Genomic DNA, 26,096 nt, shown 5'->3' on the forward strand with positions numbered 1-26,096 from the left:
GGCCTGGATCCCCGCGGTCTCGTCATGCGCCACCGTCGGCGCGCCCTGCACTATCCCCGCCGTCGGCCCGTCGTCCTGGAACTGGACGGCATCGCCGATGCCGGTCGAGTTGGTTGCGGTGTCGCCGTCGCCGTCGGTGACGGTCACCACTGCCAGCAGTGCGCTGTCGGTGATGCTTACCGACTCGTCGTGACTGGCGCCCGGGGTCGGATGATGGATCGAAGCATACTGCGCCACGCTGACGACGCCGCTGGTGCTGTTGATGGCGACTGCAAAGGCCGCCGCGCCAGCGGCCCCACCGATGCGGCCGACCACCAGATTGCCTTCCTTGAACAGGAAGATGCTGGTGCCGTCGGTCGTGTCGAGGCCGGAATCCACGCCTGCGGCGGATACCGCCAGCGAGAAGGCCGTCGTCCCGCCCTCCTGGTCGGCGCCAAACGAGCTTCCGGTCGAGCTCACCACAGCGCTTGCATCCTGTGCGTACCCGGTTTGGCTCAGATCGGTGCTGACATTGGCAACGCCGGCGAACAGCGCTACCACCCCTGCCGCGGTGGTGTCGTCCGCATCGGCCTGGATCCCCGCGGTCTCGTCATGCGCCACCGTCGGCGCGCCCTGCACTATCCCCGCCGTCGGCCCGTCGTCCTCGATCACGATCTGCTGACCGACCGACGTCGAGGCAGAGCCGGCTCTATCGATGCTGAAGCCGCCGATGTCGAAAGTGTTGTTGTCGTTGCCGGAAATGCCATCCGCGTTGCTGATGTTTTCGATCAGGACGCGGTCGTGGGTTCCACTTGTGGTCCACCGCACCTGGTCGCCGGTGCTCAGGCCGGTGATCGTCAATGTGCCGTCGGCGTTGACCGTGGCGACCGGAGTAAATTGCGTATTGCCTGACGTGACGACGACGTTGACGACCGAGCCCGACGTGATGTTGACGTGCGTGTCATTCGTGAGCCCGTCGACGAAACCCGTCCCCGGCTCCGCGGCGGTGTTGAAGGCCGAGATCTTGACGGTAACGGGTCCGACGCCCGGATTGGTCTGGTTGACGGTGAAAGACGCGCTGCTCGCATTGACGACGTTCGTGAAGGCGATGTTGGCTTCGACATCGGCCTCGTTCTGGTCCAGATTGGGCACGAGGAAGCTTGTGTTCGTGCCCGTGACGTAGGTGATGTACGCGCCCTCGTCGGGGTTGATCGCATTGCCGTTGACGCCAAACGAGGTGGTGCTGCCGGCCTGGCTGATATTAAGCACGTCCTTGGTCGTGATGTTTCCGCCCTGCGATTGATTGAGCGGGTCCTTCCCGATCACCACGATCTGGGTGGAGGTCGGATCGCCAAAAGTCATGAACAGGTTGCTGCCGGAGGGCGCCCCGGTGAAGCTGAAGTTGAGCGACTCGGTCGCTGCGAGCCTGAGGGTGGTGCCGAGATCGACAGCGTCATCTGGGTCGGCGGTGTCGCCATGGAAGATCGGCACGTAGGTGACGATGTGGAAGGTAACCTGGTCGCTGGTGGCGCCGGCATTGATCACGTCCTGCTTGAAGATGACGAAGGCAATCGCATCGACAATGCCGTCGCCATCGCTGTCATATCTGCCGATCACGGTGTCGTTTGCACCAGCGTAGAGCAGGATATCCTTGCCGCCGACGGTATTGAGCCCGCTGTCGTCGCCGTCGAGGGCGCCGCCGCTGCTATCGGTGAACGTAGTGCCGGTGAGCTGGGAGCCGAGGGTGGCGTTGACAGTGACCGAGTTCGTTTTGGTCGCGACGCCGATGCTGTCCGGGAACGTGTGGTCGGTCAGCCCGAGAGTCGTCTCGAGATAGGTCCGGAACGCAAGCGGCAGCGATGAGTACACTACATCGGTGTCAGGGAAGCCGTCGCCGCTGTCTCCGATTTGTAGCCCAGTGGTCTGATCGTTGACCGCTTCGTCATTGAGAATAAAGCTGATCGCCATTGCAATTCTCCCTATCGCGTGATTGAAAAATCGGGCCTATGTCGTCGGCGCCATGTGCAGGACGCCAACGGTTGCATCCAAACGCCCCGCGCCAGCGAAACGTGTCTGTTTGCAAAAGAAACTGTTGTCCGGATTTTGGGGGTAGTGGGTGTGGGGCCGCCGCCGCTGCTGCCTCTCGCTCCTTGCCCCTTCAGGCATTCCGCGGTGGTCGCGTCCTAAGCGCTAGGGCCCAATGCTCGGCAGAAGAGCCCCCCAACGGCAAAAATCGCAAACTCACAGCCGCCCCCTCACAATGGTCCGCCCAGCGTCCCGTCCACCCAAGCTTAAAAGTCCAGGATATAAGCAAACTCTAATGTTATTGATAACTCAATACACCCATCGATCTAGATAAGAAAGAAAGACTCCGAGTCTGAGTTCGCCTTGCTGAAAGGGCTGATAGCAAGCCATGCGTTGGTCCGATCCAATATCGCGACCGCACGTCCGCTGTATCGCTGTCACGACGAGAGCATTCGTCCACAACGCCCGCCGCCCGTACAATGATTGTCGTAAAAACGAGCGCGACCCAGACGCGCTGGTCATCATTAGGGCTTTCCTTCCGCTCGCCAGGCAAGAGCCCGCGCGGACCCCAATGCCAACTTGCTGGCAGCCTCACGCAAATGGCTGACGCCGCTACTGCGCTGCTCCGCCAGAACCGCCCAAATCGCATAATAGGCATTGCCGGGTGCTAGTGCTGCCGCCGTGGCAAGATCGGCTTGCGCCTGACCCAAAGGTGACAAGCCGTCCTCAATTGCTGACCGCTAAACGCGGTTCGCGCCTCACTTGCCAGCCGGCTGCAATGCGCCTTTGGCGGCCAGTAACTTGTGCTTTTCGAAAATCGCTAGCTTTTGCGGATAAGTGATCCGGACCTTGGCGTTGCACCTCTCGCATCTGATGTGCGCGATCGTCTTTAGCGCAGAGCCCTTTCTTACCGTCGGATAAGAGCAATTCGGACACTCGAACGCGAGTGTTACATCGGACAAGTTTTCGGCTAAGCCCATGTCTCTCAACCGGACAGGACTGTTGCGGCCATTGTGATGACGGCCGCGGTTGAAATCCACCGCATGGGTTTCCCCTCCATCGTGTAGATGGCGCCCCCGCTATCCCACACGTCTAGACATTAGAGCACCTGCCGAAGGCCGCGGCAAGGTAATCGTTAACAAAGAGTTAATGAATGCACGGGGCCTTGCCTTCGCCATTCCCATGTTTCATCTCGAAGACTGTGTCATTGCTGATGCAAAGGGCGTCTGAACTGGGGCTGCATACGATGACGTGGTTTGTGTCCACGCATCGCGCCGCGACCTGGCTCAAGGAATTGGGGCCCGGCGAAAGGCAGGCGATCAGGACGTGTTCTGCGCAATGCGATCGGGCAGTAGTTTCGATCTCGACATTGGGTACGCTGGACCAGATGAGACATCCGCTCGCCGCCATGCGCAGGAGCAGGTGGTCTGCCCTACATTGGTGACGGCCTCACGCTACGACAGGTGTCGCTTGGGTGCACGCTGAAGATTGATTGCTACAATCCCGAATGTGCGCTCAGTAAAGATTCCAGCCGCGTCCCATCTCTTCTGGATCGACCCGCCGAAGAGCCGCGGCCAGAGCAGCACGCTATCGGTCTAAGGAGGCGAGGAACTGTACTATGGTTGAGACCAGCTGGCGCTCGACCCGAAAATGGCCATTTTAGTCGAGCAGACGCCCAAGAATCCCGCCCCGCAGCGCTCCGAAGCGGCCCCACAGCACGGGCCGGATGACACGATTTCGGCCGCGCGGCTGTCGGCCGGCGTGCGCTCGTCACAGGTGCCCGCTTGCCCTGAGGGTCGCGGCAAAGGTCGCCAGCGGGGCGGCGAGCGTCAGCGGACGATCCCTGAGTGCCTCTGCTCCATAACTGACATACCATCGCGCGGCCCGCTCGTTCTTGGCGTCGATGATCATCAGCACGCCGCCAACCTCGCCCGTGACACGGATGCAACGCAGCGCGGCCGCGAGCAGAAGTTGGCCACCAAGCCCCCGGCCCGCCACCGATTTGTCCACCGCCAGACGCGGCAGCAGAAATCCCGGCACATTGTGGCGAGCCAGGCCCTTCGTCATCGCGGCAGGAACTGACTCGTGTTCGACCGAAGCTGGCGCCAGGCTGTAGAAGCCGAAAACCCTGTCCGGCGCATCGTCGGCAACCGCACAGAATGTCTTCACGGCGTTCTGCTCATGCCCCTGACGCGCAAACCGTTGCAGGAACTCGTTCATCCGGACATCGCCGCAATCGAAGCGCTTGCGGTTGTGCGATCTGGTGATCGCCTCTTCGTGCCAGGGCGGCAGACTCACAAGATCTTCGGCAGTCCCGCCGCCGCGGCGCGCAGCTTGACGTTCGGCTTGGGCGGGTTGTCCAGGAGTGCGAGGATGCGGCTGAAATCACGTTCCGAAACTTTGACTTCATCGGCTTCGGCAAGGACGGAGTCCGCCTCACGCAAGGCTGATTGGGTCACGAAGCTGGTGAGATCGGTATGGCGAAGTGCGGCGGCCCGCAACAAGCGCGCCTTCACTTCCGGCTTCACCCGGATGTTCATCCGATCGGTATCGTCAAGGGCTGCACGGGCCATAGGCTCGATCTCGGTTCTGTCTACGAGGCTTAGATACAGCTGATGGTCCAAGTTTGCAATACAATGCGCATTGAATGCGTACAAGCATAGCGAACAGCATGAAAGGCGACTAAGACGCGCCGGCGGCCTTTTATCCTGAACGTCTCGACTGATGACAGCGGGAAAGACAACCAAGTCGCTGGCGCTTACCAGGACACCCCACTTCGCGGCGAACGCCGCGCCGAAGTCAACGCCGGTCAGCCGGTGGACATCAAAGGCATCGCGTGGGACGGCGGCTACGGCATCGTCGAGGTGGCCGTGTCGACCGATGGGCATAACCGCGTCGGATCTTGCGTGCCAGCCAAGCCTCGAGCGCCTCGCCGGCTTCACCGGCCGACCCATAAAGATCAAGACGCTGTCGGCCTAATGAGCCGATCCGCCCCCAGGCGCGAACAAGCGCAGCATCACCGAACAGCGACGGCTCGATTGTGAGTACGTAGAACCTGGCGACATTGCAGGTGCAATCGCGCCGCTGCAGAACGATTTCGTTAGGACCTGAGCGATTCACCGCGTTGATGATTGCCCTTGGGCTTTTTCCGTAATCGCGGAACACCCAGTGAAGTGACGGTTATAAAAACGAAGGGACGTCGCAGCTTCCTGAAGGAGATGATGATGAAATCACTTCTAATCGCATCAATGATGGCCCTGTCAACCGGCCTTGCCTTTGCCCAGTCATCGGGCAACAGCAGCACGAGCGGATCGTCTTCGACCCCAAGGCACGATGCCCAACACTCAGGGCACCGACTCGACCACCACGAACGCCACCAACCCCAATTCAGCAAAGGACTGCGCACCGGGCCAACAGACAGGCAGCGCCAAACAAGCGGCTCCTGGCCAGCAGGACACCGATGCGAAGTCGGCAGCTCCGGGTCAGATGAAAACGACGACCGAGGGTTGCTAGCCCAAGAGCGGAATGCTCTCGACATACAGCCCGCTGGCATCTGTCGGCGGGCTTTCTGTTTCGGCATCCATTTCGAGCGGTTCATGGCCCATCGCGGACCTGCTCGGGCGTGATGGTGTTCTTCACCTCATAATCACGGTCGCCCCGCAGGGTGCATCAGCGCTTGATCGAGCCCCGCCGTGCTCCATGTTCCGTGCCCCATGTTCGGCGGCTTTTTTGCACTCGGGGAGCACCGAGCCGAGTCAAAGGTTCGGTGCTTGCAGCAAGTTCACTCCTTATAGCTGCAGGATCGGTGAAAATCGGTTGCGGCCCGCGTCTCCGTTCCCTCCGGAGACGCGGGCTTCTGTGTGAGTTCGGTTTCGACATCGACATGGCGAGCGAAACCCTTGTCAAAATTTGTACATTAGAAATCTGGAACATAAGTAAGGCGGAAAACATTGTTGGCGCCATGGACAAGAACGACGGCGATGATCTTCCTGAATGGCTTCCGAGCGATCTGCCCGAGGATCCAGTGATTCGAGCGGATATCGCGACAAGGATTTCGAGAGGTACCGACGGCAAAAATGGGCGGGACGACACGGTGGTCACGAAGGCCAGGCTGGATCACAATCTGTTTAAGGAACAGGACGAAGCTGAAGCCTCCGTCGACCACCAATCACCCACGGTCACGGTCCCGTTGCTCCTGGTTCTTTATGTGCTCTCAATGTTGGGATTGGTCGGGTACGCGCTCGCTCGTGGGTATTTCTTATGACGCCCGCTCACCTCTAGTGCGCCATCTCAATTTCGAATTTGATCCTGGCGCGCAGCAAAACCTCGCCCGTCTCGGTGCGAACGATCATCGCAAAATCGCGGTCAGAACCGTCTGCCTTGTCTTTCACGATCGCGGCCAAAGCCTTAGCTGCCTCGATCCTGGCAGCTTCCAAGTCAGGAAGATCGGAACCTTGATCATCCGGATATACGTCATTGGCATCCGCGAAGTCGAAGTAATATCGCGGCATTTGCGTGGTGCATTGGTTCGGGGACTACGTGAGACGAAGCGATTTTGCAGCTTCTGTCAGGCGGGCGCGATCGTTGCCGTAGGTCTTGATCAACTGACGAACCTGGTCGGCCGTCAGGCCGTTTTGCTTGGCGAAATGTTCCACCTCATAGTCTTGGTCCGCGGATACGCGGTTGCGGTCTCGGAAATCCCGCTTGCTCCTATCGTCAGCCATCTGGTCCTCCTTGGCGTTGGAGCAACAGCAACGCCGACGACCAACTTTCGTTGCCGCAGCCCAGCGGAATCACGTCCCGTTCACTCTGGCTACTATAAGCTTTGTACCTAGTATTCACGGGGTGCGTAAAATTTAAGTACCGGCGGCGGCCGCCTTGAATTCATTCCGCCGATGATGCCTACCTTGGTCGCCAAGCCGCCCCAGGGTGAGGCATGGACTCACGAGTCAAGTTCGATGGCTATCGCTCGCAGATCATTGTCGACGCCGGACGCGCGCGGATCTTCACCCGCCGCGGCCTCGACTGGACGTCGAAATATCGCGACCTCGCCGCAACCGCCAAAACGCTGGATGTCGAGAACGCCATCCTGGACGGCGAAATCATCGTGCTCAACGACAAGGGCCTGTCCGACTTCGCCGAGCTGCGCAAGGCGATCACGCGGCGCCAGCACGACCTCTATTTCGTCGCTTTCGACCTGCTGCACCTCAACGGCCATGACGTGCGCGACATGGCCGTGGAGGAGCGCCGTGACATGCTGTCGGGGATCATTCCGCCCGACATCCGCATCCAGTTCAGCCAGGCACTGCCAGGCGAGGCAAACGCCATCTATCACCTGGTCGATCAGGCCGGACTCGAGGGCATGGTATCTAAGCGGCTCGGCAGCAGGTACGTCAGCGGCCCGACCACCAACTGGTAAAGACCAAATGCCATACCGTCCGCGAATTCGAACTGCTCGGCGTCGAGCGCGAGAGGCAAGCCGGCCTTCGCCCTGATGGACGAGCCCGGCACGCGAAAGTATGTCGGTAGCGCCTTCGTCAGCATCAATAGAGAAATGCGCGAGTGGCTTTGGGAGCGAGTCCAGGAGCATGCCGGCCCACCCCCGAAGGACATGCCAAGGCGGCCGGCGACGCAATGGGTGAAGTCGGGCATCAAGGTCCGCATCAAGCATCTCAGGGGCGAGGAAGATCTTCGCCACGCTTCGCTGCAAGATTTCTGGGGAGATTCAGGAAAAAGCCCGCCGAAGAACTAAGGGTCCGCCCTGCCAAATCCAGCAATGGCGGGCGGGCCCTACCGGCGCGTGAAGGGCACGTTCTTGCGCCGATATCTCCTGCCGGAGGTGACGCTACCAACAACATTGAGCTAGTGCTGTTCCCTACGCCGCCTGGCACAGGACCATTGCGCGGGCACGTGAGACTTAGGGCCTGTTAACCGGGCGACGGGCACATGAAGTCGACCTTCTCCTCCGAAAACATCACCAGCGTTTTGGAAATGTCGAGGAAGTTCGGATCGTCCTTCATCGCGACGTTCTCCCAACCGTCCGATCCCATGACCCGGCCGACCGCGGCCATATCAGGAAACCAGGCTTCGGCGACGCCATCAAAGGGGGCTGGCCTCACGGGACCGGGCGCCAGGCCTTGGCGAGACGCATTTCAGGCGCGGCTGACGCTGTTTCGAAACCACAGTGAAGCGCGTTTACCCGCCCGACGCCGCAGCCCTGTTCGTGCTTCGAGCGTTGCGCATCGTGCACAGCTTCGGACTTGCGATCGCTTTCAACCAAGGCGAGGATCCACGTTAAACCCGTCCTCGAGGAAGCCTGTGACCCGAAGGCGCCAATGTTGACAGCGCCCCCGTGTTCGGCCGCCGCCAGAGACGATCCAGATGGTCGCCTCACCAGTAGTTGGCGAACAATGCGCAGTTAAAGCCCGCTTTCTCTTTGTCCCAGCGCAACGATCGGATCGAACAACATCTGTAAGATGTCCACTTACCCTGCGCGGACAAATAGCCATGGAAACCCTATTCAGCGACGATGTAACGATGGATGCCATCATGCGCGGTTGGCCGGCGACGATCCGTGTCATGCTAAAGAACGGCATGCTTTGCGTGGGCTGCCCGATAGCTCCATTCCACACCATTGCAGAGGCTGCCCGGGAGCACGGGTTGAACGAGGAACGGCTTCATCGCGATCTGCGGGAGGCCATCGAGAAGACCAACGAGGATTAACTTTTCGCAACGCGCCCTTCGGCCAATAGGAGCAGCCGGTGCGGATCGAGCACGGTCACCTTCTCGCGTCCGCTCTTGACCAGCCCCTTATCCTCCCACGCCGAAAGCAGCCGGCTGACGGTGTGAAGCGTCGTTCCCGTCATTTCGGCGATGTCCTGGCGTGAGATCGGGAAGTCGATCCGGATCCCTTCCTCGGTCTTCTTGCCCGATTGGTTGACCAGCTTGATCAGGGCGTGGGCAACCCGCTGATCAACCTGCTGGGTGGACAGTTCGATGACGCGCGTGTGAGCGTCCTGCAATCGACTTCCAACCGTCTTATAGGTGTTGGCGCCAAAATCCGGGAAAGCCTCGGCAAATTTTGCCCACAGATGGCTTGGCCACGCCAGCACCACACAATCGACAGCAGCGATTGCGCTGGCTGGGTAGGTGGTGCGGCCTATTGCGTGGGCAATGCCCATCAGTTCGCCGGGGCTAATGTATCGCACCGTAACCTCGTGGCCATCGGGCGTTGTCTTCACGACGCGGATGTGTCCGTCGAGCAGCAAGAAAAAGGAATGCGCTTCCTGTTCCTGCTCGAACACCGGCTGGTCCTTGGCGATCCGCAACGAGCGGGCTTGTCCGATTGTGTAATCGAGATCCGTTGCAGCCATGCCCTGGAGGGCAGGCAGCCCGGCAATCAGCGAGCGATCGAGGCGGCTCAACTTCAATTCCCTTTCTGGTACTTGACGGCCACTATTACAGCAATCCGTGCCGGCCATACAAATTGTGATGGGCGGCCGACGATGCGCGCGGCAGGCGCTGGCTCATTTACTCGATTCCGATGTTGTTTGCGCTGGAACAAAGTCGGGATGGCTGGATCGGCTAGAACAGGCCCAGCGGCAGATGCCGTCGACAATCTCTGAACGAAAAGGCAAGATCATGAAATACCCAATCGCATTCGCCGCCGCCCTGGCGGCATCGGTGTTGACCGGAGCGGCACACGCTGCCGATTACCAGGTCCAGATGCTCAACAAGGGCGAGAAAGGCGTGATGGTCTTCCAGCCCGACTTCGTCCAGGCAGCGCCGGGAGACACCGTCACATTCGTGCCGACCGACAAAACCCACAACGCCGAAAGCATAAAGGGCATGATCCCGGACGGTGCGAAGACATTCAAGGGCAAGCCGAGCGAGCAAATCACCGTTACGCTCGACAAAGAGGGTGTCTATGGCGTGAAGTGCACCCCTCACTACGGGATGGGCATGGTGGCGCTGATCGTAGTCGGCAAGCCGGTCAATCTCGAAGAGGCAAGCGCGGTCAAGCAGTCAGGCAAAGCGAAGAAAGTGTTCGAGGCCTTGCTGGCTGAAGTCCCCGCCGGCAATTGAAGCTGAGCAAATTTCGCACAGAAAGATCAACCGGAACCTTGCGGGCGGACGTCAGTCCTCCCGCAGCTTCCTTCCCTAAAAGCATGTTATGGCAATTCCACGCACACGGCCTGGCACTTATCCGGCAATTCTTTCTTACGGCTTCCGGCCGTTCTTCCTTCTTGGCTCACTTTACGCTGGAGCGTCTATCCTGTTCTGGCTGCCGTTGTTTTATGGTCACCTCGCAACGTCCAGTGCCTTCCAGCCTGTGGACTGGCATGTCCACGAGATGCTGTTTGGCTATCTTGCAGCGGTCGTGACGGGTTTCCTGCTGACCGCCATTCCGAATTGGACTGGACGCCTGCCTGTGCAGGGCCGCCCCCTGCTGGCCCTCGTCCTGTTATGGCTTGCGGGAAGGGTTGCCGTATTCTTTTCGGCCCGGACCGGCTGGCTCTTTGCTGGCACAGTCGACTGCGCCTTCCTGCTGGCGGTAGCGGGCGCCGCCGCGACCGAAATTATCGCCGGCCGAAACTGGCGCAACCTCAAGGTGCTGCTGCCGGTGGCTGTGCTTCTGGCGGCCAATGTGCTGTTTCATACCGAAGCGGCCTACCAAGGCTTTTCGGATATCAGCCGCAGGCTCGGCCTCGGCGCCGCGGTCGTTCTCATCATGGTCATCGGCGGGCGCATCATTCCAAGCTTCACCCGCAACTGGCTGGTTCGCGAAAATCCCGGACGCCTGCCCGCACCCTTCAGCCATTTGGACCTGGTAACGATCGTATGGTCGGCAACCGCATTGGCGGCCTGGGCCTTCTTTCCTGAAAGCAGCGCAACGGGCGTGATGCTGATTGCCGGGGCGGTTCTCAACGCTACCCGGTTTGCGCGCTGGGCTGGTGAGCGCACGCTGCGCGATCCGCTGGTGCTGATGCTGCACGTCGCGTTCGTCTTTGTGCCGATCGGTCTTCTGCTTGCCGGACTTGCCGCAATCGTTCCGGAGATAGTCCCATCGGCGGCGGGCATTCACGCCTTCAGCGTGGGGGCAGTGGCATGCATGACGCTCGCCGTCATGACGCGAGCCACGCTCGGGCATACAGGCCGCGAACTACGGGCGACGGCTGGCACATGCCTGGTCTTTGTCGCGATCGTCCTTGCGGCCGTCCTGCGCATCAGCGCCGCCTTCGTGCCCGGGCAAGCATTGCTTCTGCACATATCGGCGACCTTGTGGGTGGCGGCGTTCCTCGGCTACGCGGCTCTGTTTGGCGCGATGCTTGTTCAACCACGACTGCGGTCGCGGCAGCCGCACGGGGCCTCGTGATGCGGATCCCCGGTTCGTGCCAAGACTATATCGGCTGTTCCTTGATATACCTTAAAGTGGCCACGCGCTTGATGGCGGTCGTTGCAAGAGCTTGGGCGCGGTCGCGGTCGGCCTGCAGGGGAAGGCTGTCTCCGGCATGGATATAGGATTCGGCCAGGAATTCGCACAGCGAATCCAAGGATTCGGGCGGTCTCGCGCTCACCCGTCTGTTCGTTCCAAGCGGAGAGGTGGTGAGTTGTTGCGCCAGAGCTCGTGCCTCTGCTGCCAGGTCGCTCAGTATGGCCTTATCCCGTTCTCCTCGAAACGCGGCAAAGGCCTTCAGGCGAATCGCGATCTGTTCTTCCGTGGCTGCAAAATCCCGAGAACTGGCAGATCCTGCTCTTGCGTCGCGATCGGAAAAGAATGCACGCCGGCGTTCGATTCGCAGAACACGGGCATGTTCCAGCTCTTCCCGCGCCATCTGCTCGGCGGCGGATCGGACTTCGGCTGAAAGAGAGTTTGCAGCGACATAAGACCAGAAGGCAAAAGCGCGCTCTTCATTTCTCACTGCCATCGCGAACGAATGGTAGGCATCCACGAGTTCGGGCGAGACCACGGCTGCATTCTCGTCGTCGAAAACACCTTTCGGCATCCATCGGAGGTGCCTCACATCCGGGTCATTGCCGCTGGATCGTCGGGACCAGCGGAGAACGTTTTCGATATGGCCCGTTTCCTCCGCGACCAGGCGATCGAAGACCGCGGCCAATTCCGCCTGACCGTGACCCCGCATTCGCTTTGCCAATTCCGCGTACCGTTCCGCAGATTCTGTCTCCATCGCGTATGCGATGGCCAGAAGTTCCGCCATCGAGCGCACCGGCGCGGCCGGCTCTGCTTGCAAACGGGACATGACTCTCCTCCGATGCCAGTTTCTTTATCAATAGGCTAACTGCCTCGAAGTTGTTTGCGCTGCGTCAAAGAACTCTCGTCAAAAACCCCCGACATACGCGCCAAGGGGCGCTGGCAAACGAAACCACCCAGCGTCTGGTCGCTTGACCACGAGAAGAAGGAAGCCAATGCCGGGGAGCATCTCCATACGTTATGCGCCGACGTTTCCTCTGCGAACCTTTGGCAGCAGCGCGCGCCGTCTTGCCGCTTGGACAATCGCAATCCTGGCGCTCCTCATTGTCTGGTCCGCTCCCACCCATGCGGCGGGAAGCCTTGATGACTACCTGGCTGGCACCAGGCCCGGTGAGCTCATCCAGGATGGGGATCGATACGGGGAGTTGGAGGGCATCCCGCCGCTGGCGCCTATCTACTCGGGAAGCCGAAAGATCGGATATGCCTACCTCAACACCGACTTTTCCAACGCGGTCGGATATTCGGGAAAACCGATCAGGATCCTTGTCGGCATTGATGGTGCGGGGATTATCCGCGGGATCAAGCTGGTCGAGCACAAGGAACCGATCGTCCTCATAGGCATACCGCAGGCAAAGGTTGTCGCGGCGCTCAATTCGTTGATCGGCAAGGATCTCAGCCGCGTGGCTGCCGGAGCCGAACAACTGCCGCAGGTTGATATTGTCAGCGGCGCCACCGTGACAGTCCTGGTGATGAGCGACAGTGTCGTGCGCTCCGCCGTCAAGCTAATCCGAAGCAATCGTCTTGCCGCAACCAGCTCAGCTGTCGCACCTGCCGTCCAGGCCCTGGCAAAGCAACCGGATCTGTCCAAGTCCGAAATTCGCGACTGGAGTTCACTCCTTGGGGACGGCTCTGTCCGCAGCCTCCGTCTCACCGTTGGTGAGGTCTCTGACGCTTTCGCTCAAGCCGGCCATCCAGAAGCAGCCGCCAGGCCCGAGACACCCAGTCCGGGCGATCGCTTCGTCGAATTGTATGTGGCACCGGTCAGCGTGCCGACCATCGGCCGCAGCCTCCTTGGAGATGCCGGTTACGAGCGCCTGCAAAAGAAGCTCAAACCTGGGCAGCAGGCGATCGTCGTGGCCGGCGATGGCGCCTATTCCTTCAAAGGATCAGGCTACGTACGGGGCGGGATTTTTGACCGGATCGAGCTCCTGCAGGACGGCCAGGGCGTCCGGTTCCGCGACCGAAATCACATCAGACTCGGCGATCTGGCGGCCAAAGGCGCACCAAGCCTGCGCGAAATCGCGCTGCTTACCGTACCGGACGAATTCTCGCTTGACCTGTCACAGCCTTGGGAACTGCAGTTGCTCGTCCAGCGCAGCTTTGGCGCGCGTGACAAGGCTATCCTTCCGTTCAATTTAGGCTACGCGCTGCCGGACCGCTACCTGACGGTCGAGCCGCCAGCAACGCAGGAGGCCGTTAAGTCGGGCTCCGAACGGGCGGCACTGGCACCCGCTGCAGAGCCGGCCGAAACTTTCCCGGACCAGGAACCGCTCTGGATGAAGATCTGGAGGTTGGACACGGTATCGGTCGCCATAACCGTGCTCGCGCTCCTAGTCCTTACCGCCATCTTCTTCTTCCAGAACTGGCTGGTTCGGCGGCCGCGCCTGTTTGGATGGGTACGGCGCGCCTATCTGCTTTTCACGCTGGTCTGGCTGGGATGGTATGCCAATGCGCAGCTCTCGGTCGTCAATGTGCTGACGTTTTTCAACTCGTTGATCAGCGGCTTCAGCTGGGAATTCTTCCTTTCGGCACCGATCATCTTCCTGCTTTGGGCCGCGGTGGCGACGGGGCTGCTTTTCTGGGGCCGCGGTCCGTTTTGCGGCTGGCTGTGCCCTTTCGGAGCACTCCAGGAACTGACCAACAACCTGGCGCAGTTGTTGAGGGTGCCCCAGATCAAGCTGCCCTTTGGCCTCCACGAGCGGCTGTGGCCGATCAAGTACGTCATCTTCCTCGGTCTTTTCGGGCTTTCGCTCTATTCGGTGGCGCTGGCCGAGACATACTCGGAGGTCGAGCCTTTCAAAACCGCGATCATCCTGAAGTTCGTCCGCGAATGGCCGTTCGTGATCTTCGCGCTGGCAATTCTCGCAGCTGGCCTGTTCATCGAGCGCTTCTACTGCCGCTATCTCTGCCCCCTCGGGGCCGCGCTCGCCATACCAGGGCGCATCCGCATGTTCGAGTGGCTGAAGCGCTACCCCGAATGCGGCTCGCCCTGCCAGCGATGCGCAAAGGAATGCCCCGTGCAGGCCATCCATCCTGAGGGCCAGATCAACGTCAATGAATGCATATACTGCATGCATTGCCAGGAACTCTACCACGACGACCAACGCTGCCCGCACATGATCCAGGTGCGCCTGAAGCGCGAGAAGTTCGAGGCGCTCTCGTCACCGTCGAGCCGGGGCAAGGGGCCGGCAAAGCCGGTGATCGCCTTCAAAGGCAAGCCAATCGAGCAAAGCAGCCCGGTCCCCAGTTCAACGACCTGAGACTGAACCAGAAGGAGACGGAATATGTCGGAAGACCATAAGAGAACCCTGAGCAGGCGTCAGCTGCTGGGCACGTCGGCAATCGTGGCGGCCGCCGGTGCGTCGGGCCTTGGCGGCACGCTGACATTGGGCGCAGGCATGGTGTCACCGGCGGCGGCGCAGACTGCTGCATCGGGAGAGCAAAAGTTCGAGGTCTTGCCAGGCGAGCTCGACGAATACTACGTGTTTTTCTCCTCTGGCCAGAGCGGGGAGGTCCGTATTGTCGGCGCACCGTCGATGCGCGAGCTGATGCGGATTCCTGTCTTCAACCGCTGCAGCGCGACCGGATGGGGCCTGACCAATGAAAGCCGCAAGGTGCTGACGGAAGGACTGCTGCCGGAAACGAAGGAGTTCCTGAAGGACCAGGGCGGCATCTATCTCAACGGCGATCTTCATCACCCGCACCTTTCGTTCACCGACGGCACATATGACGGCCGCTATCTGTTCGCGAATGACAAGGCCAACACGCGCGTGGCCCGCATCCGCCTCGACGTGATGAAGTGCGACAAGATCATCCAGCTGCCGAACCAGCACACCGTGCATGGCCTGCGCGTCCAGAAATATCCGAAGACAGGCTACGTATTCTGCAATGGCGAAGACAGAGTGCCAATTCCGAACGACGGCAAGGTCCTCGACGACAAGGCAAAGTACCACGCCATCTTCACCGCCGTTGACGGGGACACAATGAAGGTCGCCTGGCAGGTGATGGTGGACGGCAACCTGGACAATGTGGATGCCGACTATCAGGGCAAATATTGCTACGCCACCTGCTATAATTCGGAAGAAGGCGTCAATCTCGCTGAGACGATGGCGAAGGAGCAGGACTGGGTCGTCATCTTCAATCTCAAGCGCATCGAGCAAGCGGTCGCCAAGGGTGACTTCAAGGAAATTGGCGGGGTGCCGGTCATCGACGGACGCCACGGCTCACCTTATACGCGCTACGTTCCGGTTCCGAACAGCCCGCACGGCATCAATACCGCGCCGGACGGCATCCATGTCGTGGCCAATGGCAAGCTGTCGCCTACGTGCACGGTTTTCGACGTGCGCAAGTTCGACGACCTCTTCGACGACAAGATCCAGCCCCGCGATACAGTCGTGGCCGAACCCGAGCTTGGCCTCGGACCGTTGCACACGGCTTTCGATGGTCGGGGCAATGCCTACACAACTCTGTTCATCGACAGCCAGATCTGCAAATGGAACATCGACGACGCCAAGCGTTCCTTCGGCGGCGAATCCGTCGACCCGATCCGTCAGAAGCTCGACGTCCACTACCAGCCCGGCCACAATCACTCCTCGATGGGGCAGACGAGGGAGGCCGACGGCAAATGGCTTGTCTCGCTCAACAAGTTCTCCAAGGACCGATTCCTAAATGTCGGGCCGCTGAAACCGGAGAACGATCAGCTCATCGACATTTCCGGTGACACCATGGCGCTCGTCCATGACGGTCCGAGCTTTGCCGAGCCGCATGACGCGACCCTGGTCCACAGGTCGAAAATAAATCCAGTCAGTGCATGGGATCGGGCAGACCCGTTCTTCGCGGACGCAGTCAAGCAGGCAGCTGCCGACGGGATCGACCTGATGGCTGATAGCGAAGTCATCCGCGACGGCAACAAGGTTCGCGTCTACATGACGTCGGCCGCACCGGCGTTCGGGCTGGAGAGCTTCACCGTCAAGCAAGGCGACGAGGTCACAGTCTACGTCACCAACATCGATGAGGTGGAAGACCTCACCCATGGCTTTGCCATCGTCAATTACGGCATCAATATGGAGGTTGCGTCCCAGGCGACAGCCTCAGTGACGTTCACGGCCAACCGGGCAGGCGTCTACTGGTACTACTGCTCCTGGTTCTGTCATGCCATGCACATGGAGATGCAGGGCCGCATGTTCGTCGAGCCGCAGGCTGCGTGACGGCATGGCTCGGCTGGCGACCATCGCGAGTTTGGTAATGGCGGCGCTTCTTGCCGCCATTCCCAGCTTCTGCGCCGGGGCGGCGGAAATCGCCGTGCCGGCTGACGAGGCGCACCTGCAAACCATCGTCGATGCCGCCGCTCCCGGAGACCTGCTGTTGCTAAAGGCCGGCGCGCACCAGGGTCCGGTATCGATCACCAAGCGGCTGACGCTGCAAGGCGAGACGGGCGCAGTCGTCAAGGGCGACGGTCAGGGAAGCGTGATCACCGTCGAGGCGGCGAACGCTGTCGTGCGCGGGCTAAAGATCGTTGGTTCAGGATCCAACCTGGATACGATGGACGCCGGCGTATTTGTCAAAGAGACAGCCGAGGGCGCGCTCGTCGAGGGAAACACAATCCTCGGTAATCTCTACGGCATCTATCTCCACGGCGCCGCGGGCGCCGTCGCAAGGGGCAACCGCATAGAAGGAATGCACCGAGGTCGGACGAACCAGTCGGGCAATGGCGTATCCGTCTGGAACGCGCCCGGCGCCAAGGTTGTCGGCAACCAGATCAGCTTCGGTCGTGACGGCATCTTTGCGGCCGCCAGCAAACACAATGAATTCAGCGCGAACACCTTTCACGATGTGCGCTTTGCTATCCATTACATGTACACGAATGACAGCGTGATCAGCGGCAATGTATCGGTCGGCAACGTGGTCGGCTATGCCATCATGTATTCCAGCAGGCTGCGGGTTACAGACAACCTGTCCGATGGCGACCGCGACAACGGGCTGCTGTTCAACTATGCCAATGGCTCCGAAATAAGCGGCAACGTGGTCCGCGGCCGGATGCAGCCCATCGGAAGATGGACGAGCAACGGACAGCGTTTTGCCGCTCCTGACGGCCTTCCTGCAGGCGACGCAAACGCGGTGCTGCCTGCGACGGCGGCCACCAACCGCCTGGGACCCGAAAAATGCGTCTTCATCTACAATGCCAACAAGAACCGGTTTCTCGGCAATCGCTTCGAGGGTTGCCAGATCGGCGTGCATTTCACAGCCGGTTCGGAAGGCAACGAGATGGCCGGCAATGCCTTCATCCGCAATCGCAACCAGGTGAAGTATGTCGGCACGCGCTACCTCGACTGGTCGGGCGGCGGACGGGGTAACTACTGGAGCGACAATCCGGCCTTCGATCTGGATGGGGACGGCATTGGCGACAATTCCTACCGGCCGAACGACGTGGTCGACAGGGTTCTTTGGACAGCGCCGGCCGCGAAGGTTCTCGTCAACAGCCCTGCCGTGCAGGTGATCCGCTGGGCGCAGACCAGATTTCCTGCGGTCTTTCCGGGCGGCGTCGTCGACACCCGTCCGCTGATGAGGCCCGTCGAAACCAAAGGAGTGGAAATCAGGTGAGCTTGAATGTTCAATTGAATTCGGTCGCCAAGCACTTCGGCAGGGTCAAGGCCCTCGACGATGTTTCCTTCGAAGTGGGCGAAGGGGAGATCGTCGCTCTTGTTGGACACAACGGGGCAGGCAAGACGACCCTGATCAAGCTGATGCTTGGACTGAGCCGCCCCTCGACCGGTTCGGTCGCCGTGCTGGGGCAGGATCCGTCTTCCGGCGATTCTGCCGTTCGCAGGCGCCTTGGCTACCTGCCTGAAACCGTCTCGTTCAATCCGGTTCTGACGGGTCGGGAAATGCTCCGATTCTACGTCGGATTGAAGAGCGAAGGCCCCCGTTGTGTGGACGGGCTGCTCGATCGTGTCGGCTTGGCACATGCCGCGGACCGCCGCATCGGCACCTATTCGAAAGGCATGCGGCAGCGGCTGGGATTGGCGCAAGCGCTGATTGGAAAGCCCAGGGTCCTCCTGCTGGACGAGCCCACCACCGGCCTCGATCCGGAACTGCGTCAGCAATTCTACCGCATCGTGCGCGAAATGCGGGATGAGGGGGCGACGATCCTTTTGTCATCACACGCCCTCAACGAGCTCGAAGGGAACGCCTCGCGCGTCATCATTTTGAACCAGGGCAGGAAAATAGCGGACGGGTCGCTCGAAGAGCTGCGGCAGATCGCACGCCTGCCGACGATTATCCGCTTGAGGGTTGCCGATGGGAGTGTCCAGCGTATCAAGGACTGGATGGGGAACTCGCCGGATCTCCGGCAGGTGAACGGCCATACCATCGAACTGGATGCATCCCCGCAGAGCAAGGTCGCGTTCCTTCGCCGAGCAGCAGGTGACGAAGCGCCATTCGACGACGTCGACATGGTGCCGCCCGGCCTGGATGAGCTTTACGCCCATTTCCTCAGCAAGAGATCATCGGCATGAACACGATCGCGCTTCTGGCCGTCAAAGAAATTCGCGAAGGGCTGCGCAACCGCTGGGTAATCGCAGCGACCGCACTGTTGGCGGCGCTCGCGCTGACCTTGACCTTCCTTGGCAGCGCACCGACCGGCAATGTTGGGGCGGGCGCACTCGACGTGGTCGTGGTCAGCCTGGCCAGTCTCACCATATTCATCGTTCCGCTCATCGCACTTCTGATCTCCCACGATGCAATCGTCGGCGAGATCGAGCGCGGCACGATGACGTTGCTGCTGAGCTATCCCCTCAAGCGCTGGCAAGTGCTTCTCGGCAAATTTCTCGGCCATCTGGCGATTTTGGGATTTGCGACCGTGGTCGGCTACGGTGTGGCGGCGATGGCACTGGTGGCGACCGGGAAGTCGATCGGCGGTGACAGTTGGCTCGCCTTTGCGACAATGACTGCAACATCGATGCTGCTTGGAGCCGTCTTCGTGGCCATCGGCTATCTGGTCAGTGCCCTCGCGCGCGACCATGGAACCGCCAGCGGAGCTGCCATCGGCATCTGGCTCCTGTTCGTGCTGATCTACGACATGGCGTTGCTCGGATTGCTGGTAGCCGATCAGGGGCGGTTCGTTACCGCCGGTGTGCTGGATACACTGCTTCTTCTCAACCCTACTGATGCCTACCGCCTGCTCAACCTGATGGGCACGGCCGAAATCAGCACGGCATCCGGCATGTCGGGCGCCGTCCAGAGTGCAGCGCTCGGCTCCTTCTCGCTCTTGGCCGCACTTGTTGCGTGGACGGTGGCGCCGATGGCGGCTGCCGCCTTGATATTTTCAAACAGGGAGCTGTAACGATGCGCTTGCGAATGATCCTTCTTGCGGGGAGCCTTGTCGCGCTCAGCGCCTGTCAGCGCAGCCCAGAGGAGATGCCGGCGCCGTTCGCCATGACCGAAGATGCGATGGGCCGTTATTGCGGTATGAACATCCTCGAGCATCCCGGGCCCAAAGGGCAGGTCATTCTTGCCAATTATGACGAGCCAATCTGGTTCTCTTCGGCCCGCGATACGATCGCCTTCACCATGCTGCCTGAGGAGCCCAAGGACATTCGGGCAATCTATGTATCCGACATGACCAAGGCTCCCGAGTGGGAGAAACCGGGCACCAACAACTGGGTGAATGCAAAGGATGCCTTTTTCGTCATCGGCAGCGACAAAAAAGGCGGCATGGGCGCGGCGGAAACGGTGCCCTTCTCTTCGAGCGACTCTGCCCGAGCCTTTGCCAGTGAACATGGGGGACGGATCCTGAACTTTGCCGATCTCCCTCGCGACTATGTCCTGGGACAGGATTCCGGGACGGCTTCGAATAGCGACTTGGACAAACAAGCTCTTGATGCCGCCAACACCAATTGAGGGAGCTACGATGTCAGCAATATCTCGCCGCCGGATGATAGGCATAACGGCAGCCGCCGCGGGGATGGCACTGCTTCCTCTTCTTGGTCGCCAAGCTCCCGCCGCGTCATCCGCTGTAACCTGGCGCGGAGTTGCGATGGGCGCCCAGGCGATGCTTGTCGTTAATCACCCCGACCGGGCACAGGCCCTGAGGCTTGTTGACCAGGTTGCGGCCGAAGTTCGTCGCCTCGAAAACATATTTAGCCTCTATCGTGAGGATTCGGACCTTGCGAGGCTGAACCGCCAGGGCTTCCTGGTCTCGCCAGCGAAGGAACTCGTCGAAATCCTGCGACATTGCAACGATGCCTGGCGTCTCACCGGGGGCGCCTTTGACCCCACGGTCCAGCCGTTGTGGATGGCCTACCAGCGCCATTTTGCTGATCCGGGAGCCGCCGCGACGGGGCCGTCGCGCGGCCTGATACAGCGGGCACTCGACAGGGTTGGCTTCGACAGGTTGGCCTATTCCGAAGACCGCATCGAATTGCCGGCAGCCGGGTCGGCGCTGACGTTCAACGGTGTCGCGCAAGGTTATGTTACCGACAAGGTGGTCGATCTGCTACGTGCCGGCGGTGTTGAGCACGCGCTCGTCGACATGGGCGAGAGCCGTGCGATCGGATCGGCACCTGAGGACCGGCCCTGGCGCATTGGCATCGCTGACCCTTCCAAACCGGACTCGATTCTAAAGGTGTTGCGGGTGATGGACCGCGCCGTCGCCACTTCAAGCCCCGCCGGCTTTCGTTTCGATGGGAATGGTTGGTTTACCCATATTATTGACCCGCGAACCGGATCCACCCCCCAACGCTATGCGAGCCTGAGCGTCGTCGCGCGTGGGGCCACGATGGCGGACGCACTGTCGACCGCCTTCAACTTGATGGATGTGGAGGCGATTGCCTGTGCCATCCGGCAGGTCGACGGCCTGGAGAGCTATGTTCTGTCGCAGAGTGCCGGATTGAGGCACATCGAGTCTTGAAATATCCCCAGGGGTGCAGGGATTACTCAGATAAACAGCCTTAGCTGATCATTCAGGCGGCTTTGCTGTGGGACCGCGGCGACTGTTCCAGGTAGGCATCGAAGGCGGAAGCAGTGGCACGGATGAGAAACGAAAGGTCAGTCCTCATCCGGATGAAGCCTTCCGTCATGTCCAGCACGCCGTCCGCTGCAAGGGCCTGAAGGCGTCCTGTGGTGCCGAGCAGTCGAGCCGGATCGAAGCTGAATTGCGAGCAGATCGCCGAGGCATCGGCTTCGAAATCACACATCAGGCGCTCCATGATGGCTCCCGACACCCGGTCCTCCACCATCAGGCGATAACCGTTTCGACGTCGCCAGTTCGCCGGAGGTGACGTGCCGCGCATAGCCGCAACGATAGTCGCAGCACCGCGCTGTTCCTGCGCTGCAACGGGAACAGCGAGATAGGCCGATGCGAGAACGCCGGTGGCGACGAACGAGAGCCAAAACCACACTGCTTTCACCTCAAGCTCCTTTTCAGCCGAACTGCGCCTCCTGGTAGGTAACGTCACCTGACTGCTGCCAAGCTGGACATATTTTACTTACTTACCACGATTTGTATCATCTTTCAGCACAGGCACTAGGCAACGCTGCGCATGATATCCATGCTTGTACGGAATGATCGCCGCCGGCGACGGTTTGGACTCAAACCTCGTCCGTCTGCGAATACAAGCGGCGAACCAGATCTGAACGGTGGCGTCAATGATGGATGGGGCGGATAGATAACCAAAATCAGAATTTTCGTTCCCACGACGGAACCGCCGACAGCCCTTTTCAGACGCTCGTCCGCCGACGATGTTGACCGTTCCCATCCGGATGTTCGCCCGGATTTCCGTGAACCTCATTGTCCGCTGCGGCGTCCAATTTGCCTTAGATTCCCGTAAGCTTTTCGGACTTTCTGCCTGGCGCCGCCAGCCTGCGGGCACCCGCTGGCGATCGCGGTCGGCTATCCGGACTTCCTTACCTTCATGAACACCATCATCAGCAAGTCCAGCCATTCGATCGAGGGCGTATTCATCATCTCTCGCCCTCAACCTGAGCCAGTCGAGCGCGGCCAATTGGTACAACCGTCGCATCGCCATCGTGGAGCGCTGAACCATGAAGGCCCTGTCTCTTCCGCTTCCGGCCGAGCCATGCCAGGACAGATCGGCTTCGCGGCCTAGCGCTGCCGATCTTCCGCAGATCGAGAGGTGTGTCTTGGCGCGGTCACGGTCAAGCTCTGTAGCGCCGTGAACCGTTATCACATCGGCCCACCCTTCAAGCCGGACAGGCGCATCCGGCTCAAAAAAAAATGAACTGTAGCGCCGGCAGCTTTCAAGAAGGCAAAGAGGCTCGCTTCTTTTCGAAGATGTAGGAGCTCGGCCCCATACCCCCTCGACCGATTCCGTTTAGAGGGCCAGTGCGCGGCTGCGGGCGCAGAAATGGGATGCCGCGGAAGGGGTGGCAACGACTGCTCGGCACCCAAAGGCCGGCATACCGGCGACGCTTAAGCGCATTGGAGCAGTAGCACTACCTCGATGCGACCCCGATCCGTCGCAGTGGCTGGACTGGTTGGCACGTAGTGCGTGGCCGACCGAGCAGAGCGACCAGGGCTCTAACGAGCACGCGTGGACGTGCGACAGAGTTGCAGACACTCGGCGCCTGATGTAATTTAGCATTCGATCAAATGAGGAATATGCCCGCTGTCGCGACGGCTTTTCTCTCTTCTTGTCTCGGCAGATTGCATGCTCTCTGACGGACCTTGCTACCACATGCCGAGTTCTTGTGGGCGAGGCAATAGCGTTCAAGGGATTTGCCATGCTCCGACTTTGCGGAATCATCGCAGCCTTCCTCCTCGCGAGCTTCACGACCTTTGAAGCGTGCGCCGACCGAAGGGTGGCCTTTGTTATCGGCAACTCCGATTACCGACAATTCCCTGCACTCAAGAACCCGGCCAAGGATGCCGAAGACGTGTCCAAAACGTTTCGACTGGCAGGGTTCGAGGTCTTCGTCGCAAGCGATCTGACGAAGCTGCAATTCGAGGAGCAGTTCCGCAACTATCTTGCCGCCGCCGACGGCGCCGAGCTGGCCGTCGTCTACTACTCCGGCCACGGATTCCAGATCGGTGGCGAAAATTTTCTGATCCCGGTCGATGCCTCCTTGAAGCAGGCGGCGGACATCGAGGTCCAGGCCATCAAGCTCAACGATGTGCTGGAACAGCTGCGTTCGAAATCAAAGATTCAGGTCATCATACTCGATGCCTGCCGCAACAATCCTTTCCCGCGCAAGAATTACTGGCTGAGAGACCAACTCATCACTGCCGGCAATACCGGGCTCGCACAGGTGAGAAGCTCGCTGAACACCCTGATTGCTTTCGCCACCGAACCCGGGGCGGCGGCTTATGACGGCGCGGGCGAACTTAGCCCGTTTTCGGCGGCGTTTTCCCGTCGCGCGCTGGCCCCGAACCAGGAGATCCGCACCGTGATGGCGGCGGTGCGCCGCGATGTGGTGGAGGCCACAAACGGCCTCCAGGTTCCCTGGGAGAACTCATCGCTGATCGACGAAGTCGTCCTGATGCGACGCAGCAATCGACCCTCGTTGCCGCCGGTGCTGGAGAAGGTCGTACTGTCAGGAGTCGGACCAGTCGACTTGGGCCTGCCGGAACCGGTCGATGTGGACGGTGGCACGATTACCCTGAGCATCGAAAGACCGCCCGTTTTGGGGCGTTTGATGCTGGACGGCAAGCCTGTCGGGTTGGGCGTGCCGATCGAGGGCAAGGATCTGCCGCGCCTGCAGATGGATGTTCCCAAGGGAGTCGCCCCGCAGGAAGAGGTCGACATGCTGGCCTATGCGACGCATGACAACTGGGGCGGCCAAACCCAAGGCATCGTTGTGTTCAGGGTCAAGAGCGGCGAAGGTGCGCAAGGCGAACAGATCATAGCCTCGCTCGAGGCCGAGCAGAAGCAGCAGGTGCTGGAGCGTGGCATTCATATCACCGGTGCGGCCGAAGCGATCGAAAATCGCGATATCGACGTTCCCGTGGGCGTGGGTCCAGTTGCGCTGGATCTGGACTTCCCGACCGATGATCCCGCCGTCAGCCTAAAAGTATCGAGTTATCCGGCAACGGGAACGCTCTCGCTGCCCGATCGAACTCTGTCCCCGCAGTCGAGCCTGATGGCCGGAGAGGTCGACCGACTGCGCTATGAACCGCAGATCGGCGAGGAAGCCAAGGTCGAGGTCGGCTTCGAAATCCGGGCGGACAGCAGCTCATCCAAGCCGGCCACGATGAAACTGTCACCGACGATCGATCCGTGCGACACGGCTGCCGGCGAACCTCTCGATCTGCAAGGCGTCACCCCGGGCCTACTGCCGAATGAAATTGGCGCAAGCGCGGTGGAGCTTTGCGAGGCCGCGGTAAAGACTTATCCCGAAGTCCCGCGCTTCCGCTATGAACTTGGGCGGGCGTTACTGGCAGCAGGCAAGGTCGACGAAGCCAAAACAGCCATCGAGGAGGCGGCCAGGAAGGGACATGTACGCGCGGTGTTCGAACTCGGCTACATGTATGCGACCGGAACCGGGATAGCCCTGGACCGCACCCAGGCCAATGCCCTCTACGCGGCGGCCGCCGACAAGGGCGATCCCTATGGGATGACGTCGTGGGGTCGCGCCTTGTTCAATGGCTATGGCGTCAAGCCCGACACCGACAAGGGCTTGGACCTGCTGCTCAAGGCGGCAGCGATGGGGCACACCTATGCGATGAACGATCTGGCCGCGATCTTCACCGAGGGCCGCAACGGCGTAGCCGCTGATCCGGCCCGCGCTGTTGCCTTCCTGCAAGCGGGTGTCCAGCGGCAGGACATGTATTCCATGAACCTGCTCGGGCGCAATTACTTGTCCGGGCAGGGCGTGGATAAGGATCCCAAAAAGGCGCTAGCGCTATTTCAGCAGGCCATCGATCTCGGCCAGCCCTATGCCCCCGGCAGCCTCGCTCGAATGTATCGGGACGGTGTCGGTGTGGAACGGAGCTTCGCAGAAGCGCAAAGATTGTTCGAAATTGGGATCGCGCGGGGTGATCCGTTCGCAGCTTACGATCGCGCGGCCCTCGAAATGCAAAAGGGCGACAAGGCCGATCAGGCCCTTGCCGTGCGCTTCCTTGCACTTGCGGCGGCACTTGACGTGCGCAAGGAACTGCCGGACGCCCAGAGGACGCTGGCAAAGTTCGGATCGAAGCCAAAAACGACGGCGCTGAGACAACTGCGACAGGAACTGAAATGGAAGCTTCCAGGCTCCGGTTCACAAGACACTCAACTGGTTAACGCGGCCAGACGAGTCTGGGAAGAAGCCAATCCGCGTCGGGACTTGTTTTGACCAAGGAGGAAGTGGTGGGCAGAGTATTGAGACAAGCGATAGTTGGAACAGCACTATCCGGCCTCGTGGCAGGCCTCATGGGCTGCACTTCCCTGGTCCCGAAACTCGAACCGACGCCGCTGGTCGAAACGCCCCAGCCGAGGATTCTCCGCAGGGTTCCTCCGCCGAAGGTCGCCAAGCCCATTCGCAAACAAAAAACCGCGAAGAAGGTGATTGTACCGGTTGAGGACGAGCCTGCTCCTGCGCCTGTCATTCCTTCTCGTGGCGGTGGCGGAAGCGGCGGTGGAAGCGGCGGTGGAAGCGGGGGAGG

Annotated in this window: 24 protein-coding genes; 13 read left to right on the forward strand and 11 right to left on the reverse strand. The window is 60.5% G+C overall.

All coding sequences use genetic code 11. The features are described 5' to 3' along the window. The 4 genes from AC0L2P_RS29620 to AC0L2P_RS29635 all read right to left on the reverse strand — a co-directional run. Positions 1-1,947, reverse strand: a 1,947-nt coding sequence (locus AC0L2P_RS29620) for a DUF5801 repeats-in-toxin domain-containing protein (RefSeq protein WP_473506466.1), incomplete at its 3' end; no start/stop codon positions are given. A gap of 1,827 nt (positions 1,948-3,774) precedes the next feature. After that, entirely contained in the window at positions 3,775-4,302 is a 528-nt protein-coding gene (locus AC0L2P_RS29625) for a GNAT family N-acetyltransferase (protein ID WP_473506468.1), read from the reverse strand. Continuing rightward, positions 4,299-4,892, reverse strand: a complete 594-nt coding sequence (locus AC0L2P_RS29630) for a type II toxin-antitoxin system TacA family antitoxin (RefSeq protein ID WP_473506470.1) — start codon at positions 4,890-4,892, stop codon at positions 4,299-4,301. Before AC0L2P_RS29630 ends, AC0L2P_RS29625 begins: the two co-directional genes overlap by 4 nt. Continuing rightward, positions 4,828-5,169: a WGR domain-containing protein gene (locus tag AC0L2P_RS29635; protein WP_473506472.1), complete on the reverse strand. Its 342-nt coding sequence runs from the start codon at positions 5,167-5,169 to the stop codon at positions 4,828-4,830. The genes AC0L2P_RS29630 and AC0L2P_RS29635 overlap by 65 nt, the downstream gene beginning before the upstream one ends. 718 nt (positions 5,170-5,887) lie before the next feature. Between AC0L2P_RS29635 and AC0L2P_RS29640 the strand changes: the two genes are divergently transcribed. Then, positions 5,888-6,268: a hypothetical protein gene (locus tag AC0L2P_RS29640; protein ID WP_473506474.1), complete on the forward strand. Its 381-nt coding sequence runs from the start codon at positions 5,888-5,890 to the stop codon at positions 6,266-6,268. A gap of 13 nt (positions 6,269-6,281) precedes the next feature. Here AC0L2P_RS29640 and AC0L2P_RS29645 read toward each other — a convergent pair whose 3' ends face one another. Then, positions 6,282-6,515 (reverse strand): DUF6894 family protein, encoded by a 234-nt coding sequence (locus AC0L2P_RS29645; RefSeq protein WP_473506476.1) that lies wholly within the window; start codon positions 6,513-6,515, stop codon positions 6,282-6,284. A gap of 24 nt (positions 6,516-6,539) precedes the next feature. Beyond that, positions 6,540-6,728: a DUF3606 domain-containing protein gene (locus tag AC0L2P_RS29650; RefSeq protein WP_473506478.1), complete on the reverse strand. Its 189-nt coding sequence runs from the start codon at positions 6,726-6,728 to the stop codon at positions 6,540-6,542. A gap of 212 nt (positions 6,729-6,940) precedes the next feature. Here AC0L2P_RS29650 and AC0L2P_RS29655 point away from each other — a divergent pair, with 212 nt between their 5' ends. Continuing rightward, positions 6,941-7,423 carry an ATP-dependent DNA ligase gene (locus tag AC0L2P_RS29655; protein ID WP_473506480.1) on the forward strand — a complete coding sequence of 161 codons (483 nt, stop codon included), beginning with the start codon at positions 6,941-6,943 and terminating at the stop codon, positions 7,421-7,423. Between the two features lie 508 nt (positions 7,424-7,931). On the opposite strand, the gene AC0L2P_RS29660 is transcribed toward AC0L2P_RS29655, so the two are convergent. Further along, a complete protein-coding gene (locus AC0L2P_RS29660; protein ID WP_473506482.1) occupies positions 7,932-8,123 on the reverse strand; it encodes an EthD domain-containing protein in 192 nt (63 codons plus the stop codon). A 388-nt stretch (positions 8,124-8,511) separates the two neighbouring features. Here AC0L2P_RS29660 and AC0L2P_RS29665 point away from each other — a divergent pair, with 388 nt between their 5' ends. Then, the gene (locus tag AC0L2P_RS29665) at positions 8,512-8,727 is read left to right on the forward strand and encodes a DUF1858 domain-containing protein (protein ID WP_473506484.1); all 216 of its coding nucleotides are present in this window, start codon (positions 8,512-8,514) and stop codon (positions 8,725-8,727) included. Here AC0L2P_RS29665 and AC0L2P_RS29670 read toward each other — a convergent pair. Next, a complete protein-coding gene (locus AC0L2P_RS29670) occupies positions 8,724-9,428 on the reverse strand; it encodes a Crp/Fnr family transcriptional regulator (RefSeq protein ID WP_473506486.1) in 705 nt (234 codons plus the stop codon). The two genes, AC0L2P_RS29665 and AC0L2P_RS29670, sit on opposite strands and share 4 nt — an antisense overlap. Before the next feature lie 217 nt (positions 9,429-9,645). Here AC0L2P_RS29670 and AC0L2P_RS29675 point away from each other — a divergent pair, with 217 nt between their 5' ends. Beyond that, on the forward strand, positions 9,646-10,089 hold the full coding sequence (locus AC0L2P_RS29675) for a pseudoazurin (protein WP_473506514.1): 444 nt from the start codon (positions 9,646-9,648) through the stop codon (positions 10,087-10,089). Between the two features lie 88 nt (positions 10,090-10,177). Then, entirely contained in the window at positions 10,178-11,380 is a 1,203-nt protein-coding gene (locus AC0L2P_RS29680) for an NnrS family protein (protein WP_473506488.1), read from the forward strand. A gap of 25 nt (positions 11,381-11,405) precedes the next feature. On the opposite strand, the gene AC0L2P_RS29685 is transcribed toward AC0L2P_RS29680, so the two are convergent. Continuing rightward, on the reverse strand, positions 11,406-12,266 hold the full coding sequence (locus AC0L2P_RS29685) for a ferritin-like domain-containing protein (protein ID WP_473506490.1): 861 nt from the start codon (positions 12,264-12,266) through the stop codon (positions 11,406-11,408). A gap of 274 nt (positions 12,267-12,540) precedes the next feature. On the opposite strand from AC0L2P_RS29685, the gene AC0L2P_RS29690 reads away from it, so the two are divergent. From AC0L2P_RS29690 to AC0L2P_RS29720, 7 genes are all read left to right on the forward strand, one after another. Then, positions 12,541-14,757: a 4Fe-4S binding protein gene (locus AC0L2P_RS29690; protein WP_473506516.1), complete on the forward strand. Its 2,217-nt coding sequence runs from the start codon at positions 12,541-12,543 to the stop codon at positions 14,755-14,757. 24 nt (positions 14,758-14,781) lie between these two features. Next, positions 14,782-16,704, forward strand: a complete 1,923-nt coding sequence (gene nosZ / locus AC0L2P_RS29695; protein WP_473506492.1) for a TAT-dependent nitrous-oxide reductase — start codon at positions 14,782-14,784, stop codon at positions 16,702-16,704. A 4-nt stretch (positions 16,705-16,708) separates the two neighbouring features. Then, positions 16,709-18,097, forward strand: a complete 1,389-nt coding sequence (locus tag AC0L2P_RS29700; protein ID WP_473506494.1) for a nitrous oxide reductase family maturation protein NosD — start codon at positions 16,709-16,711, stop codon at positions 18,095-18,097. Then, positions 18,094-19,011 carry an ABC transporter ATP-binding protein gene (locus AC0L2P_RS29705; protein WP_473506496.1) on the forward strand — a complete coding sequence of 306 codons (918 nt, stop codon included), beginning with the start codon at positions 18,094-18,096 and terminating at the stop codon, positions 19,009-19,011. The genes AC0L2P_RS29700 and AC0L2P_RS29705 overlap by 4 nt, the downstream gene beginning before the upstream one ends. Next, positions 19,008-19,838, forward strand: coding sequence for an ABC transporter permease (locus tag AC0L2P_RS29710; RefSeq protein ID WP_473506498.1), 831 nt, complete (start codon positions 19,008-19,010; stop codon positions 19,836-19,838). The genes AC0L2P_RS29705 and AC0L2P_RS29710 overlap by 4 nt, the downstream gene beginning before the upstream one ends. A gap of 2 nt (positions 19,839-19,840) precedes the next feature. After that, a complete protein-coding gene (locus tag AC0L2P_RS29715; protein ID WP_473506500.1) occupies positions 19,841-20,395 on the forward strand; it encodes a nitrous oxide reductase accessory protein NosL in 555 nt (184 codons plus the stop codon). Positions 20,396-20,531: 136 nt separating this feature from the next. Further along, entirely contained in the window at positions 20,532-21,404 is an 873-nt protein-coding gene (locus AC0L2P_RS29720) for an FAD:protein FMN transferase (protein WP_473506502.1), read from the forward strand. 52 nt (positions 21,405-21,456) lie between these two features. On the opposite strand, the gene AC0L2P_RS29725 is transcribed toward AC0L2P_RS29720, so the two are convergent. Together AC0L2P_RS29725 and AC0L2P_RS29730 are read right to left on the reverse strand one after the other, a co-directional pair. Beyond that, entirely contained in the window at positions 21,457-21,903 is a 447-nt protein-coding gene (locus AC0L2P_RS29725) for a hypothetical protein (RefSeq protein ID WP_473506504.1), read from the reverse strand. Positions 21,904-21,981: 78 nt separating this feature from the next. Then, positions 21,982-22,539: a hypothetical protein gene (locus tag AC0L2P_RS29730; RefSeq protein ID WP_473506506.1), complete on the reverse strand. Its 558-nt coding sequence runs from the start codon at positions 22,537-22,539 to the stop codon at positions 21,982-21,984. A gap of 664 nt (positions 22,540-23,203) precedes the next feature. Between AC0L2P_RS29730 and AC0L2P_RS29735 the strand changes: the two genes are divergently transcribed. Further along, entirely contained in the window at positions 23,204-25,786 is a 2,583-nt protein-coding gene (locus AC0L2P_RS29735; RefSeq protein WP_473506508.1) for a caspase family protein, read from the forward strand. Positions 25,787-26,096: the final 310 nt, after the last annotated feature.

This window comes from Mesorhizobium sp. WSM4836, assembly GCF_055811815.1.

What these genes read in the sequence shown, in the direction of transcription:
- AC0L2P_RS29630 (WP_473506470.1), bottom strand. Translation starts at nt 4,892, where the DNA reads ATGCCCATCGGTCGACACGGCCACCTCGACGATGCCGTAGCCGCCGTC.
- AC0L2P_RS29640 (WP_473506474.1), top strand. Translation starts at nt 5,888, where the DNA reads ATGGCGAGCGAAACCCTTGTCAAAATTTGTACATTAGAAATCTGGAAC.
- AC0L2P_RS29645 (WP_473506476.1), bottom strand. Translation starts at nt 6,515, where the DNA reads ATGCCGCGATATTACTTCGACTTCGCGGATGCCAATGACGTATATCCG.
- AC0L2P_RS29650 (WP_473506478.1), bottom strand. Translation starts at nt 6,728, where the DNA reads ATGGCTGACGATAGGAGCAAGCGGGATTTCCGAGACCGCAACCGCGTA.
- AC0L2P_RS29655 (WP_473506480.1), top strand. Translation starts at nt 6,941, where the DNA reads ATGGACTCACGAGTCAAGTTCGATGGCTATCGCTCGCAGATCATTGTC.
- AC0L2P_RS29665 (WP_473506484.1), top strand. Translation starts at nt 8,512, where the DNA reads ATGGAAACCCTATTCAGCGACGATGTAACGATGGATGCCATCATGCGC.
- AC0L2P_RS29675 (WP_473506514.1), top strand. Translation starts at nt 9,646, where the DNA reads ATGAAATACCCAATCGCATTCGCCGCCGCCCTGGCGGCATCGGTGTTG.
- AC0L2P_RS29680 (WP_473506488.1), top strand. Translation starts at nt 10,178, where the DNA reads ATGGCAATTCCACGCACACGGCCTGGCACTTATCCGGCAATTCTTTCT.
- AC0L2P_RS29685 (WP_473506490.1), bottom strand. Translation starts at nt 12,266, where the DNA reads ATGTCCCGTTTGCAAGCAGAGCCGGCCGCGCCGGTGCGCTCGATGGCG.
- nosZ (WP_473506492.1), top strand. Translation starts at nt 14,782, where the DNA reads ATGTCGGAAGACCATAAGAGAACCCTGAGCAGGCGTCAGCTGCTGGGC.
- AC0L2P_RS29700 (WP_473506494.1), top strand. Translation starts at nt 16,709, where the DNA reads ATGGCTCGGCTGGCGACCATCGCGAGTTTGGTAATGGCGGCGCTTCTT.
- AC0L2P_RS29710 (WP_473506498.1), top strand. Translation starts at nt 19,008, where the DNA reads ATGAACACGATCGCGCTTCTGGCCGTCAAAGAAATTCGCGAAGGGCTG.
- AC0L2P_RS29715 (WP_473506500.1), top strand. Translation starts at nt 19,841, where the DNA reads ATGCGCTTGCGAATGATCCTTCTTGCGGGGAGCCTTGTCGCGCTCAGC.
- AC0L2P_RS29720 (WP_473506502.1), top strand. Translation starts at nt 20,532, where the DNA reads ATGGGCGCCCAGGCGATGCTTGTCGTTAATCACCCCGACCGGGCACAG.
- AC0L2P_RS29730 (WP_473506506.1), bottom strand. Translation starts at nt 22,539, where the DNA reads ATGGTTCAGCGCTCCACGATGGCGATGCGACGGTTGTACCAATTGGCC.